The organism is Micromonospora sp. USAFONa4, assembly GCF_057197825.1.
On sequence record NZ_CM170072.1, the window covers coordinates 1,697,290 to 1,717,547 of the forward strand.

At 75.4% G+C, this 20,258-nt stretch carries 18 protein-coding genes and 1 riboswitch; of the genes, 13 read left to right on the plus strand and 5 right to left on the minus strand.

What is annotated here, in order from left to right; translation table 11 throughout:
• Window positions 1-40: 40 nt before the first annotated feature.
• Window positions 41-958, plus strand: a complete 918-nt coding sequence (locus AC0OO9_RS06955) for a cation diffusion facilitator family transporter (protein WP_484516403.1) — start codon at window positions 41-43, stop codon at window positions 956-958.
• A gap of 153 nt (window positions 959-1,111) precedes the next feature.
• Window positions 1,112-1,243, plus strand: a riboswitch (cyclic di-AMP (ydaO/yuaA leader).
• A gap of 13 nt (window positions 1,244-1,256) precedes the next feature.
• The gene (locus AC0OO9_RS06960) at window positions 1,257-2,342 is read left to right on the plus strand and encodes a coiled-coil domain-containing protein (protein WP_484517872.1); all 1,086 of its coding nucleotides are present in this window, start codon (window positions 1,257-1,259) and stop codon (window positions 2,340-2,342) included.
• 91 nt (window positions 2,343-2,433) lie between these two features.
• On the opposite strand, the gene AC0OO9_RS06965 is transcribed toward AC0OO9_RS06960, so the two are convergent.
• The gene (locus AC0OO9_RS06965; RefSeq protein ID WP_484516405.1) at window positions 2,434-2,901 is read right to left on the minus strand and encodes an SRPBCC family protein; all 468 of its coding nucleotides are present in this window, start codon (window positions 2,899-2,901) and stop codon (window positions 2,434-2,436) included.
• Window positions 2,902-3,078: 177 nt separating this feature from the next.
• Between AC0OO9_RS06965 and AC0OO9_RS06970 the strand changes: the two genes are divergently transcribed.
• Window positions 3,079-4,056 carry a 1-phosphofructokinase family hexose kinase gene (locus AC0OO9_RS06970; RefSeq protein ID WP_484516406.1) on the plus strand — a complete coding sequence of 326 codons (978 nt, stop codon included), beginning with the start codon at window positions 3,079-3,081 and terminating at the stop codon, window positions 4,054-4,056.
• On the plus strand, window positions 4,053-4,877 hold the full coding sequence (surE, locus tag AC0OO9_RS06975; protein WP_132237184.1) for a 5'/3'-nucleotidase SurE: 825 nt from the start codon (window positions 4,053-4,055) through the stop codon (window positions 4,875-4,877). The genes AC0OO9_RS06970 and surE overlap by 4 nt, the downstream gene beginning before the upstream one ends.
• Window positions 4,878-4,915: 38 nt before the next feature.
• Here the strand turns inward: surE and AC0OO9_RS06980 are convergent, their stop codons facing one another.
• Window positions 4,916-5,278 (minus strand): STAS domain-containing protein, encoded by a 363-nt coding sequence (locus tag AC0OO9_RS06980; RefSeq protein ID WP_088998998.1) that lies wholly within the window; start codon window positions 5,276-5,278, stop codon window positions 4,916-4,918.
• Window positions 5,279-5,605: 327 nt separating this feature from the next.
• Here AC0OO9_RS06980 and AC0OO9_RS06985 point away from each other — a divergent pair, with 327 nt between their 5' ends.
• Window positions 5,606-5,755, plus strand: a complete 150-nt coding sequence (locus AC0OO9_RS06985; protein WP_311411905.1) for a hypothetical protein — start codon at window positions 5,606-5,608, stop codon at window positions 5,753-5,755.
• 169 nt (window positions 5,756-5,924) lie between these two features.
• A complete protein-coding gene (locus tag AC0OO9_RS06990; protein ID WP_121400322.1) occupies window positions 5,925-6,332 on the plus strand; it encodes a hypothetical protein in 408 nt (135 codons plus the stop codon).
• 104 nt (window positions 6,333-6,436) lie between these two features.
• On the opposite strand, the gene AC0OO9_RS06995 is transcribed toward AC0OO9_RS06990, so the two are convergent.
• Window positions 6,437-7,075, minus strand: coding sequence for a maleylpyruvate isomerase N-terminal domain-containing protein (locus tag AC0OO9_RS06995; protein WP_484516410.1), 639 nt, complete (start codon window positions 7,073-7,075; stop codon window positions 6,437-6,439).
• A 243-nt stretch (window positions 7,076-7,318) separates the two neighbouring features.
• Entirely contained in the window at window positions 7,319-10,045 is a 2,727-nt protein-coding gene (locus AC0OO9_RS07000) for a cellulose binding domain-containing protein (RefSeq protein ID WP_484516411.1), read from the minus strand.
• Between the two features lie 279 nt (window positions 10,046-10,324).
• Between AC0OO9_RS07000 and AC0OO9_RS07005 the strand changes: the two genes are divergently transcribed.
• Both AC0OO9_RS07005 and AC0OO9_RS07010 read left to right on the plus strand, forming a co-directional pair.
• A complete protein-coding gene (locus AC0OO9_RS07005; protein ID WP_484516413.1) occupies window positions 10,325-11,011 on the plus strand; it encodes a BON domain-containing protein in 687 nt (228 codons plus the stop codon).
• 83 nt (window positions 11,012-11,094) lie between these two features.
• The gene (locus AC0OO9_RS07010; RefSeq protein WP_484516414.1) at window positions 11,095-11,640 is read left to right on the plus strand and encodes a DsbA family protein; all 546 of its coding nucleotides are present in this window, start codon (window positions 11,095-11,097) and stop codon (window positions 11,638-11,640) included.
• A gap of 140 nt (window positions 11,641-11,780) precedes the next feature.
• On the opposite strand, the gene AC0OO9_RS07015 is transcribed toward AC0OO9_RS07010, so the two are convergent.
• Complete coding sequence (locus AC0OO9_RS07015; RefSeq protein WP_484516416.1) at window positions 11,781-14,654, minus strand: winged helix-turn-helix domain-containing protein; 2,874 nt, start codon at window positions 14,652-14,654, stop codon at window positions 11,781-11,783.
• A 192-nt stretch (window positions 14,655-14,846) separates the two neighbouring features.
• On the opposite strand from AC0OO9_RS07015, the gene AC0OO9_RS07020 reads away from it, so the two are divergent.
• The 5 genes from AC0OO9_RS07020 to serS all read left to right on the plus strand — a co-directional run bounded on the left by AC0OO9_RS07020 (window position 14,847) and on the right by serS (window position 20,254).
• Entirely contained in the window at window positions 14,847-15,296 is a 450-nt protein-coding gene (locus AC0OO9_RS07020; RefSeq protein ID WP_484516417.1) for a hypothetical protein, read from the plus strand.
• A complete protein-coding gene (locus AC0OO9_RS07025; protein ID WP_484516419.1) occupies window positions 15,293-16,471 on the plus strand; it encodes an alcohol dehydrogenase catalytic domain-containing protein in 1,179 nt (392 codons plus the stop codon). Before AC0OO9_RS07020 ends, AC0OO9_RS07025 begins: the two co-directional genes overlap by 4 nt.
• Before the next feature lie 44 nt (window positions 16,472-16,515).
• Window positions 16,516-17,697: a saccharopine dehydrogenase family protein gene (locus tag AC0OO9_RS07030; protein WP_484516421.1), complete on the plus strand. Its 1,182-nt coding sequence runs from the start codon at window positions 16,516-16,518 to the stop codon at window positions 17,695-17,697.
• Between the two features lie 90 nt (window positions 17,698-17,787).
• Window positions 17,788-18,861, plus strand: coding sequence for a DNA polymerase III subunit beta family protein (locus AC0OO9_RS07035; RefSeq protein ID WP_484517873.1), 1,074 nt, complete (start codon window positions 17,788-17,790; stop codon window positions 18,859-18,861).
• A 109-nt stretch (window positions 18,862-18,970) separates the two neighbouring features.
• Window positions 18,971-20,254 carry a serine--tRNA ligase gene (serS, locus tag AC0OO9_RS07040; protein ID WP_484516423.1) on the plus strand — a complete coding sequence of 428 codons (1,284 nt, stop codon included), beginning with the start codon at window positions 18,971-18,973 and terminating at the stop codon, window positions 20,252-20,254.
• Window positions 20,255-20,258 lie beyond the last annotated feature (4 nt).

A 20,258-nucleotide genomic window follows, 5' to 3' on the forward strand; every position in this document is an offset into this window, starting at 1 on the left:
GATTGAACGTGAATCCGGACGCCTGACGGAGGGTGGGCGCGTGGGCGCAGGTCATGACCACCATCACGGGTCGGTGGCGAATGCCGCGCACCGCCACCGGGGCCGGCTCTGGGCGGCGTTCGGGCTGCTCGCCGGCCTCATGGTGGTGGAGGCGGTGGCGGCCTTCCGCACGGGCTCGCTGGCCCTGCTGAGCGACGCCGGGCACATGTTCACCGACGTGCTCGGCATCGGCATGGCGCTCGCGGCGATCGCCGCGACCCGGCGGGCGGGCGCCGACCCGCAGCGCACCTTCGGCCTCTACCGGCTGGAGGTACTGGCAGCACTGGCCAACGCCGCCCTGCTCTGCGGCGTCGCGGTCTACGTCGTGATCGAGGCGGTACGCCGCTTCGGCGACCCGCCGGAGGTGCTGGCCGGCCCGATGCTGGTGGTCGCCGTGCTCGGCCTGCTCGCCAACATCGGCGCCTTCGCGCTGCTGCGCTCCGGGGCGAAGGAGAGCATCAACGTCCACGGCGCGTACCTGGAGGTGCTCGGCGACCTGCTTGGGTCACTCGGCGTGATCGGGGCCGCGCTGCTGATCGCCACCACCGGCTGGTGGTGGGCGGACCCACTGGTGGCGGTCGCGATCGGGGTGCTCATCCTGCCGCGCACCTGGCGGCTCGGGCGGGCCGCGCTGCGCATCCTGGTGCAGGCCGCGCCGGAGCACCTCCAGGTGACCGCGGTGCACGACCGACTGGCCGCCGTGCCCGGCGTCGCCGAGGTGCACGACCTGCACGTCTGGACGCTGACCTCCGGGATGGAGGTGGCCTCGGCCCACCTGACCATGGCACCCGGCGCGGAGGTCGGCGCGGTGCTGGGCGCCGCCCGGGCCGCGCTGCACGACGACTTCCACATCGAGCACGCCACGTTGCAGATCGAGCCCGGAGCGTCGCGCGGGGCCTGCGGGTCGCTTGAGTGGTAATGAGGACAACCTTAAATCTGGGAGAGTATTGTGCGCTTATGCCGGATTTGACTGTTAGTGGACGTACACCCTGCGTCACCTGCGCTGCATCAGTCACACCGGCACCGGTAGGCTCGGCTTCGGCCTCCGCCAGGCGGCACCCACCGGTGCCGGCGGTGGCCGCCGCCTAATCGCCCGGCGGGGCGAACCGGGGAACCATGTTCGTGGGGTGCATCCGCTTCAGCGGTAGGGATCTTCCGTCCCGAACCCGTCAGCTAACCCGGTCGGCGGCTGACGGAAGGACACGTGTATGCCAGTGATGGCACCTGTACGACGACGTGCCGCCCGGACGGCGGCCCTGATCGCCACGATGCTCGCCCTCGGCGCCGCGGTGGCCCCGGTCACCGCCGCCCCGGCGGCGGCCGCCACCCGGGCCGGACTGCTCGCGGCGGCCCCCGGCCAGGACGAGGAGGGCGGCACCCCCGCCCTGCGGGCCCAGTTGGAGGCCGCCAGCAAGGGCTACCTCGACGCCAAGCGCGCCCTGGACACGTCGGCCAGGCGGCAGCAGCAGCTCGCCGCGCAGCTCAAGACCACCGAGGTCGAGCTGGCCGCGCACACCGCCAGGGTCGGCGAGATCGCGGGGGCGGCCTACCGCACCGGCCGACTCAGCGTGGCGTCCGCCCTACTCAACAGCAGCTCGCCGGACGGCTTCATGGACCGCGCCGCCGCCCTCGACGCGGTGGCCGCCAAGGAGGACCGGGCCCTGCGCGAACTCCAGGAGACCCGGGACCAGGCCACCCGCACCAAGCTCGCCCTGGACGGCGAGATCCGGGAGCAGCGCAAGCAGGTCACCGTGATGGCCAAGCGCAAGGAGCAGGCCGAGCGGGCGCTGACGGTCGCCAACCGCGAGCAGCAGCAACAGCGGCAGCAGTCCACGGGGGCGGGCACCTCGCCGGGCGGCACCTCCAGCAAGACGGCGAAGGCGGCCCCGCGCAACTCCGACGGCTCCTGGCCGCGCGAGTCGTGCAGCGTCAACGACCCCACCCCCGCCAACGGCTGCATCACGCCGCGCACCCTGCACGCGCTCAACCAGGCCAAGGCGGCGGGCTTCACCCGCTACGTCTCCTGCTACCGCCCCGGTGGCTCGGGCGAACACCCGAAGGGCCGGGCCTGCGACTTTGCGGCTCAGAAGGGCGGCTTCGGCGGCGACGCCACCGGCGGCGACCGGACGTACGGCAACAACCTGTCGGCGTACTTCGTGCGCAACGCCGACCGGCTCGCCGTGCTCTACGTGATCTGGTACAGGCAGATCTGGCTCCCCAGCAGCGGCTGGAAGTCGTACAGCGGGGCCAACGGCGACCCGTCCAGCGACCACACCAACCACGTGCACCTGTCGGTCTACTGACGCCCGCGCCCCGGTGCCCCGCCCGTCGCGGGTGACCGGGGCGCGACGGCGTCCTTCGCCTCCGGCTCACCGCGGCCGGCCCGTCCGGCGGTCAGCCGGCCGGCGACCCGGGCGGGCTCGTGTCGAGGGCCGTGGCGAGGCGGGCGGCCAGCCCGAGGTGGGCGGCGCGGGCCTGGCGGAACGCGTAGCCGAAGAGCGGCGCGGGCGCGGCGAGGGTGATCTCGACCTCGATGCGGACCACCCCGTCGGGCTCCGCCCGCAGCCGGGTGTGGTTGCGCACCGTGGTGGCAGGCCACTGCCGGGCCACGGTGACGATCTCGTCGGGCTCGACGACGAGGACGTCGGCCCGGTAGGTGATCGGCAGGCGCACCGGCCCGGCGGCCAGTCGATCGGTGATGTCGTAGCTGGCCCGCGCGCCAGGACGGGGCGGAACCCGGCGGACCCGGACGATCAGCGGGTGCAGGTCCTCCTGCCGGGTGGGGTCGGCGAGCAGCGCCGCGGCCTCCGCGAGGGAGCAGCACGCCTGGACGGTGTAGCTGAAGGAACTTCGCCTGAGCACGCCGTCTCCCCAGCGTCGGTGGTCGCCCGATCGTCGCGCATGCCGGGCGCCCTGGCAACGCCGCGCCGATCCCGCCCGGAGTCCGGACGTCCGGCCGCCGACCCCACTACGGTCAGCTGATGGATGGTCACGGTACGTGTCGACCGGCGGAGGATGGCGCATGAACGGGTACGACGGATGAGCGGGCACGTGATGGTCTTCGCGCCCACGCCCCGGCTGACGGTGACCGTCGACCAGCCCAGCGAGGCGCCGGAGCTGCACCTGCACCCCGGCGGGCAGGGCGTCTGGCAGGCCCGGATGGTGATGTCGCTCGGCGTCGACGTGGTGCTCTGCGCCGCCCTCGGTGGCGAGATCGGCCAGGTGCTGGAGCCGCTGCTGGTCAGCGAGGGCGTGCACCTGAAGGTGGTGGTCCGCGACTCCGGCAGCGGCGGGTACGTGCACGACCGCCGCGAGGGCTCCCGGCAGGAGATCGTGGACGTGCCCGGCCAGCCGCTCAGCCGGCACGAGCTGGACGAGCTCTACAACCTGGCGCTCGGCGAGGGCCTGCGCGCCACGGTCAGCGTGCTGAGCGGGCCGAACGAGCCGTCGCTGGTCCCGGCCGACCTCTACCGGCGGTTCGCCGCCGACCTGGGGGCCAACGGTAGCCGGGTGGTGGTCGACCTCTGCGGCGAGCACCTCGACGCCGTGCTGGACAGCGGCGTCTTCTTCCTCAAGGTCAGCCACGAGGAGCTGATCGCCGACGGCCGCGCCGACGGCGACGACGAGGAGCAGCTCACCCGGGCCCTGTACGACCTGCACGACGGCGGTGCGGAGAACGTGGTGGTGAGCCGGGCCGACAAGCCCGCCCTCGCCCTGGTCGACGGCGAGGTCTTCGAGGTCGAGATGCCCCGGCTGGAGGCGGCCGACCCGCGCGGGGCGGGCGACTCGATGACCGCCGGGGTGGCGGCCGTGGTGGCGCGCGGCGGCGACGTGCGCACCGCGATCCGTACCGGCGCGGCGGCCGGCGCGCTGAACGTGACCCGGCACGGCCTGGGCACCGGCCGGCTCGACTCGATCACCGGCCTGGTCGACCGGGTGCGTCTCGTACCGGCCGGCAGCCGGCCGCAGGAGCGGACCAGCCCCGACGAACTGGCCGAACGGGCGGCCGAGCGATGACGCTGCGGGTACTGGTCACCAACGACGACGGGATCGCCGCGCCCGGCATCCAGGCGCTGGCGCGGGCGGCGGCGGACCGGGGCCTGGACGTGGTCGTCGCCGCGCCGCTGGAGGAGGCGAGCGGCACCAGCGCCGCGATGACCGCCGTGGAGCGCGACGGGCAGGTGGTGGTCCACGAGCACCCGCTGCCGGAGGTGCCGGGGGTGCCGGCGTTCGCGGTCGGCGGCTCCCCCGGCTTCATCGCGCTTATCGCCGTGCACGGCGCCTTCGGGCCTCCGCCGGCGGTGGTGCTGTCCGGCATCAACCGGGGCGCGAACGCGGGACGCGCGGTGCTGCACTCGGGCACGGTGGGTGCGGCCTTCACCGCCGCCGCGAACGGCTGCCGGGCGATGGCCGTCTCGCTCGACGTGCTCTCGGCCGGGGAGGCCACGGCCGCCAGCGGGGGTGCCGCGGTGGCCGCCGCCGCCCGGGTACGCGACGCCGAGCGGCACTGGCCGACGGCCGCCCGGGTCGCCCTGGACCTGCTGCCCCGGCTCACCGCCGGGCCGGTGGAGAGCGTGCTCAACGTGAACGCGCCGGACCTGCCGCACGGCCGGCTGCGCGGGGTGCGCCGGGGCACGCTTGCCACCTTCGGCCAGGTGCAGATGACGGTGGCGGAGGCCGGGCACGGCTTCGTCCGCACGTCGCTGGAGGAGCCGGGGCAGGCCGTGCAGCCCGGCACCGACCTGGCGCTGCTGGCCGAGGGGTACGCCTCGGTGACGGCGATCCGCGCGGTCACCGAGGTGGCGGACGTCGACCTGTCGGGCCTCGGCGACGCCTGAGCGGTCCGCCTCCGACCTCGCGGCCGACGGCGGGGCGGTCAGGCGCCCGGGAGGACCTCGGGGGTCGGTGCGCCGGCGTAGTAGGGCTCGGGGGCGCCGAAGAGGCCGAGCAGGCCGGTCACCCAGAGCTGCCGGTGCACGAAGCGGCTCGGCTCGGTGACGACGAGCTTGACGCCGCTCACCTCGGCGGTCTGGAAGCCGGCGACCATCGCGCTGATGCCCACCGAGTCGATGAAGGTGACGAGCCGCATGTTCAGCTCGATCCGACCGGGGCGCCCCTTGGTCAGGACCTCGGCGATCGCCTCGCGCACCTCGTACGCGGTGTCGACGTCGATCTCACCCCGCGGGGCGATCTCGATGACACCACCGGGCAGGACCGACTTCACGATCGACAGGCTCACGCGAGCACCTCCACTCGCCCGTCCGACGGGCGCCTCATCAGTACGCGGGCCGCGACCGAGAGTATTCCTCTGACGGCCTCGGTCGCCACCCCTCGGGATGAGCAATTCGCGGATCAGGGCACAGCAAGTCGCCCTTATCCGGACTATTGACGTTTTGTCCGACCAACGATCAGCTGCCGCTGACACGTCGCGCCCCAGGGTAGCCGGCTCCCGCCGGCACCGCCCAACAGCCGGCCCCCGGCGTGGCCCGCTCCGCTTCGGCCCCGGGCCTTGCCCGTTCTGCCTAGCATCGGCTCGGAGACACGACTGCGACCGGGAGGACGATCGATGCTCAGGAGACTTGCCGCGCTGGCCGGCGTCAGCGCGCTGTTGGCCCTCGTACTGGCCTGCGGGTTCGGCGGTGGCGGGGGCGACGATGACGACGACGGCGACGACGACTTCGCGCGGGGCGTGACCGTGGCGGTCGCCGTCCGCTGACGCCGGGCCCGCGCGCCGCCGGCCAACGTCGCCCGGGCCGCCGCACCCGCGACACGGGGTTTGCGGAGCAGCCCCACGGGGCACAGGCGGAAACGAGCGAACCGTCACACGCCGGTGCGACGCCGAAGTCGAAATGGCCGCCCGCTTCGGCCCCGAGGAGGTAACCACCATGTTCGGAAGCAACCTGCTGGACCGCCGCAGCAAGCCCGAGCGGATCACGGACCAGGCGTGGCAGCACCTGGTCTCGGCGGTCAGCTCCGCCAGCGACAGCGTCCGCGACACCGCCCGTTCGGCCCGTCGGGGCGGCTCCGGTCTCGCCGACGAGGCCGGCGACCTGGTGGGATCGGCGGCGGACGAGGCCCGGCGCCGGGCCACCCAGGCCTTCGACGCGCTCGCCGGCCGCCGGCCGGCGCTGCCCTGGACGCTGCTGATCGGCGCCACGCTGGTCGGCGCGGCGATCGGTTGGGCCGCCGGCACCGCCGCGCGGGCCGCCGGCAGCCGGGGCGACCGGGCGATGGACGACATCGAGTTCGTCGACGTCGACCGACCCAACTCCCCCGTCGGCCTCGACGGCTGACCGGTCCGGCACCCGCTCGCGACGCGCGGGCCCCGGTCGACCATCGAGGTCGGCCGGGGCCCGCGCCTGTTTTCTGAAGGCTCGCGGCCCTGCAAGGGGTGGTGTCAGAGGGCGGCGACGCTCGCCGGGGCCCGTTCCGCCCGGCTCAGGGCGCGCAGCACCGCCGGTTGCCCGTGCCGGCGTACGGCGAGACGGGCCAGCAGCGTCAGCACCGGGCCGACCGTCTCGGCCGGCAGCTCCGGGGTGGGCACACCGACGCTGACCGCGAGGTCGTCCGCGTGCACGACGAGTTCCATCAGCCGGGTGGCCAGGTAGTCGTCCAGGGTGAGCGACCACGGGCCACGGGCGACGTGCACGACCCGATCGGACGGCTCCGCCGCCAGCACGTCCGTCAACTCGCGGAGTGTGGCGGCGCACCGGTCGACCAGAGCGGCCGGGCCGTCGGCGGCGAGGCCGTCACCGGCGCGGCGGATGGCGACGTTCACCGTGGCGTCGACCGGGGAGCCGAGCCAGGTGCTGCGCGCGTAGTGGTCGAGCAGTCCCACGGGGTCGCCGGCGGGGACGGTTGCGGCCAGCACGGCGGGGACGCCGAGCACCTGGCTGGCGAGGTGGCCGGCCAGGCCCCCCACGCCGAACGCGGGCAGGGCGCTCGGTTCGTCCCAGCGGGTTGCTACGGCGGGGTCGGCGAGCAGGTCCACCGCCGAGCGCGCGGCGGTGAGGTAGGCCGTCCTGATCGGACTCACGGAGGATCCCTCCTTCGACGGGCGAAGCTCCGAGCCTATGGCTTGCGGGGACACCGGCCCTCTCGGTGCGTGCCGGGTATCCCGCCTCCCTTCCGGCCACGAACCGGAGGCGGTGCCGACCGGAACGGGGCAGCCGGAGCCCGTCGGCGCCGGTAGGAGACCCGGGCCGCGCGGCCGCTCCGCACGACCGCGCACGTCCCGCCCCTGGTGGGACGGGGGTGCGCGGTCGGCGGAGCGCGGCGGTCAGCGGGCGGTGCAGGTGACGGTGGTCGGGGCGGTGTTCGCGCCGGCCGTACTGGCCAGGAAGCCGGCGGTGGCGGTGGCGCCCGCACCGAGGGCGCCGTTCCAGCCGGCGTCACGGACGGAGACGGTCGCCCCGGTCTGGGTGTGGGTGCCGCCCCAGAGCTGGGTGATCTGCTGACCGTCGGGGAAGGTCCAGCCCACCGTCCAGCCGGCGATCGCCGCGCTGCCGGCGTTGCGGACCACCAGTTCGCCCTGGAAGCCGCCCTGCCAGGAGCCGGTCACCCGGTACGTCGCCGTGCAACCGCTGGTCGGCGGCGGGGTGGTCGGAGGCGGTGTGGTCGGGGGCGGGGTGGTCGGGGGCGGCGTCGTGGGAGGCGGGGTCGTCGGGGGCGGGGTGGAGGTGGTCGGCGTCGGGTCGGGCGTGCCGCCGAGGCGGTCCGCCACCAGGATGCCGCGACCGTTGGTGCCGAGGTAGACCCGGCCGTAGACCCGGGGATCGCCGGTCAGCGCCTCGCCCGCGTTGCCGTACTGGTGCTGGTCGTCGTTGATCCGCACCCAGCTCGCGCCGGTGTCGTCCGAGCGGTGCACGCCGTGCTGGCCGTTGACGGTGCCGAACAGGTACAGCGCCGGGTAGGTCCGTCCCGGGGCGGCCTTGCCGAAGCCGACGTTGCCGGCGGTACTCACCCCGGCCAGCTTCGTGAACGTGGCCCCGGAGTCGCTGGAGCGCCACAGCCCGCCCTCGCCGGCCAGCCACAGCTCGCCCTCCCTGCCGGGCAGCGCCTTGAACTTGACGTTGCCGGTGCTGGGCAGGCCTGCGGCGGCCGAGGCGGTGAAGCTCGCCCCGCCGTTGGTGCTGACGTAGAGCCTGCCGCCGCTGAAGCCGTAGAACTTGTTCGGGTCGACCCGGTCGGACTCGATCGTCGCGTTGGCCGGGATGCCCGTCGACGCGGTCCACGAGTTGCCGAACCCGACCGAGTGCACCACCTGCTGGCCGGCGTCCCCCGGGGCCCAGACGAAGCGGCTGCCGTCGGCCGACGCGGCGACCGTGCCGCCGCTGTTGATGCCGGACGGCTCGCTGCCCTGGAACCAGTTGGCCCCGCCGTCGGTGGAGAACGCGACGTGGCTGTCGTTGGGGCGGTCCGCGTCGGTGAAGTTGCCGGCGCGCACCATCACGGCCGGCTTCGTCTCGGCGTAGTCCAGGCTGGTGGTGCTGGTGAAGTTCGGCTGGGTGAACATCATCGGCGGCACGGCGTCCAGGTCGGTGTGCCGGAAGCCGCCGATGTCGCCGAGCGCGCTGACCAGCGGCGCCCCGGACGGCGGGCTGACCAGGTCGAGCACCGCGGTCTCCTCCAGGCCCCTGACCATGGGTCTGATGGTGAACTGGCTGCCGGCGTCCCACTTGGTGAGGTCGGTGCTGCCGTAGATGGTCGCGCCGGTGCCGTACAGGAAGCGGTTGCTGTCGTGCGGGTCGATCTCGACCGACTCGTTCATCCAGCCCAGCTTCGGGGTCTCCTCCGGCGGGGACGGGTTGCTGCCGAAGGTCAGCCACGGCACCGAGCTGACGTCCATCGTGTAGCGCTTGGAGCGGTTCGGATAGCTGGTGAACTCCCAGATCCTGGTCCAGGTGGCGCCCCCGTCGGTGCTGCGCCAGAAGATCGCGTCCGGCCACCACGATATCTGCGTGGCCACCATCAGCGTGCTCGGCCGCTGCCGGTCGATGGTCAGGCCGCTGTAGCCGAAGTACGCGTCGGTACTGGTGGACGGGACCGGGCTGATCCGCGTCCACGCGCCGGTGGCGCGGCTGAACTTCCAGACGTCGCCCTTGCCGCCGTCGTACGGGCCGCCGGTGTCGCTGGTGGCGATGTAGAGGAAGCCGCCCACCGGGTCGACGACGCCCTTGTGCGCGAGGTAGCCGGTCGGCTGCCCCGCGATCCGCTCCCAGGTGGCGCCGCCGTTCGTGCTGCGGTAGACCGGGTTCTCCTTGTCGGCCACGCCGACGTAGATCGTCTGCGTGGCGGTGCCGGCCGTACCGGTGCTCTTGTCGAAGCTGACCCAGGTCAGGCCCTGGTTCTGGCCGTTGTAGCCGTTCGGGTCGCTGGGGTCCGCCCGGTAGTTGCCGACGTTGGGAAAGTTGGTCACCTTGGCCCAGGTCGCCCCGAAGTCGGTGCTGCGCCACAGGCCGTTGCCGCCCTCGGCGCCGTAGTAGAGGATGCTGTTGCGGTTGGGGTCGACGGCCAACCGCTCGCCCATGCCCCGGCCCGGCATGTTCCCGCCGTTCTTGAACGGCAGCTCGCTGACCTGCCAGGTGGCGCCCTTGTCGGCCGAGCGCAGGATCGCGCCGTTGTTCGGGTCCCAGTCATTGGTGTACATCCCGACGGCCGCGTAGACGCGGTTGGTCTGCACCGGGTCCGTGGCGACGCTGACCACGCCGTTCCAGCCCCACCTGTCGGCGCCGACCCAGTCCAGCAACGGCGTCCAGGACTGCGTGGCCTGCGTCCACCGGTACATCCCGCCGATGTCCGTGCGGGCGTAGATCAGGTTCTTCTCGGTGGGGTTGAAGACGATGCCGGGGACGAAGCCGCCGCCGTCGATCCGGACGTTCTTCCAGGTGTACGGTTCGGCGGCGGCTGCGGCGGTGGGCGCACCGGCCGCGGTGAACGGTGCCGCCACGACGGCCGCGGCGACGACCAACGCGGACACGACCGCGCCGGCGTAACTTCTGCGCATCTGCGGTTCCTTCCGGGTTCGGACGCCGGGAGCCGACGTGGTGACGGCCGGACCCGGCAACGGGAGCGTGCGGAATCGCGCCGGAGCTGCCCTGGCTCCGGTCATCGGCGCGACGGCTCCCGCACCCGAGGAACGCGCTTACCCTAACCGATCCGAGCGCCGCTTGGAAGCGCTCCCAAGGATCATCCGGGTCGGGTGAGGGGCCGTCACCCCGGCCAGCGCCAGGATCGGTCCCGGCGGACCCGTACGCGCCGGCAGCTATCCCGTGAGGAGTGACAGATGGCCACCGAGACGATCAGCCGCACCGACCAGGACATCCAGTCGGCCGTCCTCGACGAGCTGACCTGGGAACCCCGGGTACGGCCGCACGAGATCGGCGTGACGGTCGCCGAGGGCGTGGTCACGCTGACCGGCCGGGTGGACAGCTACGCCAAGAAGTGGGCCGCCGAGCGGGCGGCGCACCGGGTGGCACGGGTCCGGGCGGTCGCCAACGACCTGGCGGTACGCCTCGGCACCGGCGCGGAACGCGCCGATCCGGACATCGCCGCCGCGGCCGGGCACACGCTGGAGTGGGACGCGTTCGTGCCCCTGGAGCAGCTCGACGTGACCGTCTCGCACGGCTGGGTCACGCTGCACGGCGAGGTGGACTGGGAGTACCAGCGCCGCGCCGCCGAACGCGCCGTGGCCCGGTTGACCGGCGTACGCGGGGTCAGCAACGGCATCACCGTCCGCCCGGACACCCGGCCGGACGGGCACGACCTGGCGGTACGGATCGTCGACGCGCTGGCCCGCAACGGGGCCACCGAGGCGGAGCGGATCACCGTCCGGGTGCACGGCGACACCGTGCTGCTCGGCGGGCTGGTCCACTCGATGCCGGAGCGGGCCGAGGTGGAACGGACCGTCTGGTGCGCGCCGGGCATCCGCGAGGTGCAGAACCACATCGCGGTCGCCCCGGTGCTGGGCTGAGCCGGACGCCGGACCACCCGGGCGGGGTGAGCCACCCTCACCCCGTCACGGAGAAGGCTGGGAGACATGACTGAGGTGACCCGATGACCACGCCACTCCAGGTCACCGCCCGCCTGCGGACCCCGGTGACCGGGCACGACAACGTCCGCGGGCCGGTGGACGCGCCGGTGACAATCGTCGAGTACGCCGACTTCCAGTGCCGGTTCTGCGGAGCCGCGTACGCGAACCTGCGGGAGCTGCTGCGACAGCGGGCCGACACGGTGCGGCTGGTGTACCGGCACTTCCCCATCACCAACATGCACCCGTACGCGGAGCAGGCCGCCGAGGCGGCCGAGGCGGCGGGCCGGCGCGGGCAGTTCTGGGCGATGCACGACTGGCTCTACGAGCACCAGGACCAGCTCGACCCCGTGCACCTGTCGCTCGGCATGGAGCAGCTCGGCCTGCCCGCCGACGAGGTCGCCGCGGAGGTGGAGCGGCAGGCGCACGGCGACCGGGTGCGGCGGGACTTCGTGGGCGGCATCCGCAGCGGCGTCCACGCCACCCCGACCCTGTTCGTCAACGGCACCCGCCACGACGGCGACTACGACCTGGCGGACCTCCTGACGGCCGTAGACACCGCCACCCCGTAACCCACCGACCACCCCCGGACCACCCGGCTCCGGGCCGCGTCCGGGTCGGTGATCATGAGGTTTGCGCACTGGAATGCGCATTCCCAAGGCGCAAACCTCATGATCACCGCGGAGGGGCCGTGGGCAGGCGGGTGGGCGGGTCAGATCAGGTGGAGGGCGCGGGCTCGGCGGACGGCCTCGCGGCGGCGGGTGGCGTCGAGCTTGCGGTAGATGTTGCGCACGTGGGTCTTGACCGTGTTGACCGACAGGGACAGCTCGGCCGCGATCTCCACGTTGGACAGGATGCTCTGCAGGTAGCGCAGGATCGTCAGCTCCCGCTCGGTCAGCGGCTCGTCCAGCGCCCCCGTGCCCCGCTCCGCCGGGGCCCGCTCGGCCGGCGCGTCGGCGCCCCGGACGAGGTCGCTGACCGTCGGCCAGTGCGCGGTACCGGCGTCCAGGTGCGCGGCGAGCAGGTCACGGACCCCGGGCTCGGCGCGGGTGAACGCCCGCCGGAACCCCTCCGGCCCGGCCAGGTCGAGAGCCCGCTCCAGCAGCCGTCCGGCCCGCCGGTCGTCGCCCGCGCGCCCGGCCAGCACCGCGTCGAGCACGGCGGCGTCCAGGCGTACGGGCAGCGGCCAGCCGGCCGCCTCCGGCGACTCCCAGTCCGGCAGGGCATACCCGGCGGCGCGCGGGTCGCCGGCACGCAACTCCACCCGGGCGAGGGCGACGGCCAGCGGCGGGGCGCTCGCGTCGGGTGCCCGCCCGAGCAGGTCCCGGGCGGCGCCCAGGTCACCCCGCGCCCCGCGTACGTCCGACTCGGCGGCCAGCAGCCAGTGCGTCAGCTCGCCGGCCCGGGGGCGGTCGGCCAGCCGCTCCCGGGCCTCGGCCAGCACCCGGTGGCCCTCGGGCAGGTCACCGGCGTCCCGCAGCAGGTACGTCCGGCACAGCGCCGCCACCGCCCCCACCACGGGCTCGCCGGTGGCGGGCGCGGCCAGCGCCAGGTTCGCCGCCGCCTCCTCGGGCTGGTCCCGGTGCAGCGCGACCAGGGCCAGCGCCAGGTACGCGTGGGCGCAGTCCTCCCGGCAGGACCAGCCGTGGCAGGGCGGCATGGCGAGGGCGTCCCGGGCGAGGTTCTCGGCGGCCCGCAGCTCGCCCCGCACGGCGTGCAGCAGGGCCGCCCGGCTGGCGCAGACCAGCTCCGTACGCGGTCGCCCGGCCTCCCGGGCCGCCGAGAGCGACCGGGCGAACGCGAGGCCGGCGGCGGGCAGGTCCCCGTCCGCGAGGTCGGCCAGGCCCAGCGCGGCGCCGGCCACCGCCCGCACGTCGGCGTCCTCGGCGGCGGCGCCGCGCGGCTCGGCGGGCACCGGCTCGGCGAGCAGGTCGGGCGACGCCGGGGACGGGGCGGGGCGGGTGGCGAGCAGCCGGGCTGCGGCGGCGCGTACCGCTTGGGGGTCGTCGGCCAGCCGGGCCAGGGTGAGTTCCAGCGCGGTGGCCAACCGCCGGAACCGGTCCCGGCGCGGCGCCGGCAGCGTCCGGGCGGCCTCGACGGCGTCGCGCAGGTGCCCGGCGGCGGCGGTGGCGTCGCCGGCCCGGGCCCGCTCGGCGGCGCAGGCCAGCCCGAGCTCCGGATCGCGGCGCACGGCCTCCGGCGGCGGAGGCACGGGCGGACGGTCGGCGGGCGTCTCCCGGTCGTACGGGACCAGCTCCGGCCAGCGGGCCACGAAGAGCGCGGCGGCCCGGTCGTGGTCGCCTCCGGCGAGCGCGTGCCGCAGCGCCTCGGCGGGCCGCCCGTTGTCGGCGTACCAGCCGGCCGCGCGCAGGTGCAGGTCGCGCAGTTCGTCGGCGGGCAGCCGGCCCAGCTCGGCGTGCAGCAGGTCGGCCAGCAGCGGGGGGCACCGGTACCAGGGCGGGCGGCTGTCGTCGCGGCGCAGCAGCCCACCGTCGCCGGCCAGGCCGGCCAGCGCCTGCTCGGCGTCGGTCCGGCCGGTCAACGCGTCGGCGAGGCCGGCACAGACCGCGTCGGCGACGGCGGAGCGGCGCAGCACGTCCCGCGCGTCCGGGTCGAGCCCCGCGAGCACCTCCTCGCGCAGGTACCCGGCCACGTCCGGCTGGTCGCCGCCGAACTGCTCGGCCCAGCGGGCCGGATCCGGTTGCCCGCGTAGCGCCAGCGCGGCGAAGCGGAGCGCCGCCGGCCAGCCGCCGGTGCGTTCCCGCAGCCGGCGCACCCCGGCCGCCGGCAGCGCCACCCCGTGCGCGGTCAGCAGGTCGGCGACCTCGTCGTCGCCGAAGGCCAGCTCGTCGGGGCCGACCTCGGTCAGCTCGCCGGCCAGCCGCAACCGGTGCACGGCCAGCGGCAGCCCGGCACGGGCGCCGACCACCAGCCGCAGCCGCTGCTCGGCGTGGCGGAGCAGGAACTCCAGTCCGGCCAGTGCCTCGGGGTCGGTGATCCGGTGCAGGTCGTCCAGGACCAGCAGCACCGGCCGTTCCCGGGCGGCGAGGGCCGCGGCCAGCACCTCCAACTGGTCGGGGCGGGGTGGCCGGTCGGGCACGGGTGGCCCCGGCACGTCGTCGGCGGGACCGGTGGCCGCGCGCAGCGCCGCCGCGAGGTAGGACCAGAGCCGGTCCCCGTCGTCGCCGGTCTCCACCGAGACCCAGGCCGCCCGGGGCCGGCGGGGCTCCGCCGGTACGCCCGCCGCCGCGCCGAAGTCGCCCGGCGCGGCACCGGTCGGCCCGTCGTCCCGGCGCCCCCCGGCGGCGGCGGTCACCGGCCCCCGCCCCACCCGGCCCTCTGGCGCGCCGGCCTCTCCGGCGGCCCGGAACCAGGAGGCGAGCAACGTCGTCTTGCCCCACCCCGCGGGGGCGCGGACCAGGGTGACCGGCCCGGCGGTCCCCTCGTCGAGCGCCCGCAGCAGCCGGGGCCGCAGCACCAGCGGCTCCGGCGGCGGGGCGGGGCACAGCCGCGACGTCAGCAGCGGTGTGCCGGCCGGCCCGGGTGCGACCGCGACGACTCCCGTGTCCCGTACGTCCTCCGGCATCCGGCCCCGCCCTCCACCGACGCGTCCACTCCCCCAGGTCCCGCCGGCGGCGGTTACCCGGCGCGGGCCCGTTCACCCCTTCGGGGGGAGCCGGCTTCACCCCGCCCCGGCCGACCCTGGTCGTACGCGGGTGACCGGCCGCGCGCACCGGTGCGCGTCCGGCGTGGGAGGGGACCGGGAGGCGGGGCCGAGGTGGATCGGAGACGACGGCTGGCGGGCGCGACCGCGGTGGCGCTCGCCGTCGCGGCGGCGGGCCGGGCGCTGGCCGTACGGCGACGCGGCTCGGCCTGGCCCCGCGCGGCGGGCGCCGACCCGCGGCCCGCGCGCTGGCAGGTGGTGACCGTCGACCGCCCGCCCGGCGAGGTGCTGCCCGGCGGTCGCTGGCCGGAGCCCCTGCGCCGGCTCGGCCGCGCGGTGCAGGTCGAGCTGCGGCCGGCCCCCGGCTGCCGGGGCACGGAGCTGGCCGCCCGGCCGGTGCCTGGCGCGGCGGCCCCGGCGGGGCTCGCCGCCCACCTGGTCGGCGACGATCCCGGCCTGCTGGTCCGGCGGGCGTTGCGGGAGGTCAAGCAGCTCGCCGAGACCGGCGAGGTGCTCCGCGCGGACCGCTGGCCGGCCGACCGTCCGCCGGGACCGCCGCGGTGAGGGCGCTGTGCTGGGTGGGCGCGGGCGAGCTGGCGGTACGGCAGGTGCCCGACCCGGAGCTGCGCAACGGCCACGACGTGATCGTCCGGGTCCGGCAGAGCGCCACCTGCGGCGGGGACCTGCCGCTGCTGGCCGGGCGGGTGCCGTTCCTCGCCGTCGGGGACGTGCTCGGGCACGAGTTCCTCGGCGAGGTGGTCGAGGCCGGGCCGGAGGTACGCCGGCACCGGGTCGGCGACCGGGTGGTGGTCTGCTCGTCGGTGGCCTGCGGCAGCTGCTGGTACTGCCGGCGCGACCTCCCCTCCTGCTGCGACAACGGCAGCGCCGACCCGGCCGTCACCGAGGCGGCCTGGGGCCATCCCACCGGCGGGGCGTTCGGCCAGCCCCGGGCGATGGGCGGCTTCGCCGGCAGCCACGCGGAGTACGTCCGGGTGCCGTACGCGGACGTCGGCGCGTTCGCCGTGCCGGAGGCGGTCAGCGACGACCGCGCCCTGTTCGCCTCCGACGCCGCGCCGGCCGGCTGGATGGGCGCGGACCTCGGCCAGGTGCGCCCCGGCGACGTGGTGGCGGTCTGGGGCGCGGGCGCGGTCGGGCAGCTCGCGGCCCGGGCGGCGGGGCTGCTCGGCGCGGAGCGGGTGGTCGTCGTCGACACCGACGAGGAGCGGCTGCGGATGGTCGAACGGCACGCCGGCGCGGAGACGATCGACCACCGGCGCGCCGACGTCGTCGCCGAGCTGCGCGAGCGCACCGGCGGGCGAGGGCCGGACGTGTGCGTCGAGGCGGTCGGGGCGGCCTGGGACGGGCACGGCCCCCGGTCGCTGGCCGAGCGGTTCACCGGCGGCGCCGAGCGACCGGCCGCCGTCCGCGAGGCCGTGCACGCCTGCCGCAAGGGCGGCTCGGTCTTCCTGCTCGGCGAGTTCACCGGCTTCGTCGACACCTTCCCGCTCGGGGCGGTCACCCAGAAGGGGCTGACGGTGCGGGGCGCGCGGCAGCACGGGCAGCGCTACATCCCGATGCTGCTGGAGCGGATGGCCCGCGACGAGCTGCGTACCGAGCACCTGGCCACCCACCGGCTGCCGTTGGAGCGGGGGGCGCAGGCGTACGCGCTGTTCCGGGACCGGGCCGACGGCTGCGTCCGCGCCGTACTCAGCCCCGATCTTCCGGCCGCCGCCGGCTGAGGCGCAACGCTGCGGCCCGCCGTGCCGGGTGGCAGACTCGGCAGATGCGTGAGCAGCGGACGTACGACGTCGTCCTCTTCGGGGCCACCGGCTTCACCGGGGGGCTGACCGCCGAGTACCTGGCCCGCAACGCTCCGCCGGGGCTGCGCTGGGCGCTCGCGGGGCGCAACCCCGGCAGGCTGGCCACCGTACGGGACCGGCTGGCCGCCATCGACCCGGCGCTGGCCGGGCTGCCCCTGCTCACCGCCGACGTCACCGATGCGGAGTCGCTGCGGGCGGTCGCCGAGAGCGCCCGGGTGGTGGCCACCACCGTCGGCCCGTACGTGCACCACGGGGAGCCGCTGGTCGCCGCCTGCGCCCGCGCCGGCACCGACTACCTCGACATCACCGGCGAACCCGAGTTCGTCGACCTGATGTACGTGCGCCACCACGCCGAGGCCGAGCGCACCGGGGCCCGGCTCGTGCACGCCTGCGGGTTCGACTCGATCCCCCACGACCTGGGCGTCTGGTTCACGCTCAAGCACCTCCCGGACGACGTGCCGATCACCGTCGACGGCTTCGTCCGGGCCGGGGGGCGGTTCTCCGCCGGCACGTACCACTCGGCGCTCACCGCCTTCTCCCGTACCGCCGAGGCGTCCCGGGCGGCCCGCGAGCGGCGGCAGGTCGAGCCGCGACCGACCGGGCGGCGGGTACGCGCGGTGCCCGGCCGCCTCGCCCGCTCGAAGGAGCTGGGCATGTGGATCGTGCCGCTGCCGACAATCGACCCGCAGGTGGTCCGCCGCTCGGCTGCCGCCCGCCCGGAGTACGGGCCGGACTTCCGCTACCGGCACTTCGCGGCCGTGAAGCGGCTGCCCACGGTGCTGGCGGGCGGGGTCGGGCTGGGCGGGCTGGTGGCGCTGGTGAGGCTGCCGCCGGCCCGGCGCTGGCTGCTCGGCCGGCTCGCCTCCGGGCAGGGGCCGACGCCGCAGCAGCGGGCGAAGTCCTGGTTCCGGGTCCGGTTCGTCGCCACGGGCGGCGGGCGGCGGGTGCTGACCGAGGTGGCCGGCGGCGACCCCGGCTACGACGAGACGGCGAAGATGCTCGGCGAGTCGGCGCTCTGCCTGGCCGGCGACGAACTGCCCGCCACGGCGGGGCAGGTGACCCCGGTGACCGCGATGGGCGACGCGCTGCTGGACCGGCTGGTGCGGGCGGGGATGACCTTCCGGGTGCTGGACCGGCCCCGCTGAGCGCAGGCCCCGACCGTCGGGCCGCCCGGCCCCGCGCGGGTTGACCCTCGACCAGGTTGAGACGACAGGATCGGCGCCGTGGAGAGCGACCTGCGCAGCATCGGCGAGCTGGCCCGGGCCAGCGGGTTGACCGTGAGCGCCCTGCGGTTCTACGACTCGGCCGGGGTGCTGGCCCCGGCCCTGGTCGACCCGGTGACCGGCTACCGCTGGTACACGGCCGACCAGGTGGCCCCCGCCCGGCTGGTGGCCGGGCTGCGCCGGATCGGCATGCCGGTCGCCGAGATCGCCGCCGCGCTGCGGTCCGAGCCGGTCCAGATCCACCGCCTGCTCGACGCGCACCTGCGCCGGTTGGAGGACGGTCTCGCCGACGCCCGCAGGGAGCTCTCCCGGATCCGTACGCTCATCGACCCCGGGGAGCCCGCCATGACCACCCGTCTCGTCCTGTCCCGCGCCGACCTGGCCGCCGCCGTGGACGCGGTCCGCTTCGCCGTCGGCGCCGACCCCGACCTGCCGGTGCTGGCCGGCGTGCTGTTCGAGTCCGACGCCGACGGCGTACGGCTGGTGGCGACCGACCGGCACCGGCTGGCCGTCGCGCGGGCGGACGCCCGGGTCGACGGGCCGGCGGTGCGGGTGCTCGCCCCGGTCGCCTTCGTCGACGAGGTGCGGGCCCTGCTCGACACCGGCGCGGGGAGCACCCCCGAGGCCCGGCTGACGGTGGCCGCCGGCACGATCTCCGTCTCCGTCGCCGGCCGCACGGTCGATGCCGCCGTCCTGCCGTACGACTTCCCGGACCACCGCCGGCTGCTCCGTCCGACGTCCGACGGTCCGGCGCACCGGCTGACGGTCGACGCCGACGCCCTGCGGGCGGCCCTGACCAGCGCCGACGCCCCCGTCGTCACCCGGCGACACGACGGCCTTCCGCTCGCGGTGACCGTGCTCGGCCCGGACGGCCGGGGCGGGGTGCGGCTGGTCGGGGCGGACGAGCTGGCCGGGGAGTCCGACGCCTTCCGCGTCGGGGTGAACGGCGGCTACCTGCTGGAGGCCCTCGACGCGGCCGGCCGGGGCCAGCTGCTGCTGGAGCTGGACGGGCCGATCGCCCCGCTGGCCGTGCGCCGGCCGGACGACGCCGAGGCGTTCTCCGTCCTGATGCCCATCCGGCTCTGACCGCCTGACGGGTAAGGAAGGGTCGTCGAGACCGGGCCGGGGCGCGAGCGGGCCGCGGCGGTAGCATCGGTGGGTCCACCCGACGTCCGGACGGAGCGTACGGAGCAGCATGCTCGACATGGAGTTGATCCGGAAGGATCGCGAGGCGGTGGCGACCGCGCTGGCGAAGCGACTGGATCCCGCCGAGGTCAACCGCGCCCTGGACGAGATCCAGCGGCTCGACCAGGAACGCCGCGCCCTGATCAGTGGCATCGACGGCGAGCGGCAGCGCCGCAAGGCCGAGGCGCGCGCCTACGCGGCGGCCAAGCGCGCCGGCACCGAGCCGGAGGTCTCCACGCCGGAGGCGGGGCGCAAGCAGCTCGCCGAGCTGGAGTCCGAGCTGGACGAGGTGCAGGCGCGGCTGCGCACCGTGATGAGCGAGCTGCCCAACCTGCCCGCCGACGACGTGCTGCCGGGCGGCAAGGAGGCCAACCGGGTCGTCCGGACCTTCGGCGAGCCGCCGGCGATCGAGAAGGTCCGCGACCACATCGAGCTGAGCCGGATGCTGGGCCTGGTCGACCACGAGCGCGGGGTCAAGCTCGGCGGCTCCGGCTTCTGGATGTACACGGGCATGGGCGCCCGGCTGGAGTGGGCGCTGCTCAACTTCTTCGTCGACGAGCACATCAGCGCCGGCTACGAGTTCCTGCTCCCGCCGCACCTGCTGCTGGACACCGCCGGCTTCGCCGCCGGTCAGTTCCCGAAGTTCTACGACGACGTCTACCACCTGGACCGGGAGTCCGCCCCGCGCGGGCAGTTCCTGCTGCCCACCTCGGAGACGGCGATCCTCGGGGCCTACCAGGACGAGATCCTGGAGACGGCGAAGCTGCCGCTGAAGGCGTTCGCCTACACGCCCTGCTACCGCCGCGAGGCGGCCGGCTCGCACTCGGACGAGCGGGGCACCGTCCGGGGCCACCAGTTCAACAAGGTGGAGATCTTCCAGTTCTGCCTGCCGGAGCAGGCCGACGCCGCGCTGGAGGAGATGCTCCTGCACGCGGAGAGCCTGGTCGAGAAGCTGGGCCTGCACTACCAGCGCACCCTGCTGTCGGCGGGCGACGCCAGCGCGTCGATGAAGAAGACCCTCGACATCGAGGTGTGGATGCCGAGCACCGGCAAGTACAAGGAGGTGTCGTCGGTCTCCTGGGCCGGCGACTACCAGGCGCGCCGGGCAGCCATCCGCTACCGCGAGCCGGGCGGCAAGCAGACCCGCTTCGTGCACACCCTCAACGGGTCGGCGCTGGCCACCAGCCGGCTCTTCCCGGCCATCCTGGAGCAGTTCCAGCAGCCCGACGGCTCGGTGCTGGTCCCCGAGGTCCTCCAGGCCCGCCTGGGCACCGACCGCCTCACCCCCCGCTGACCCG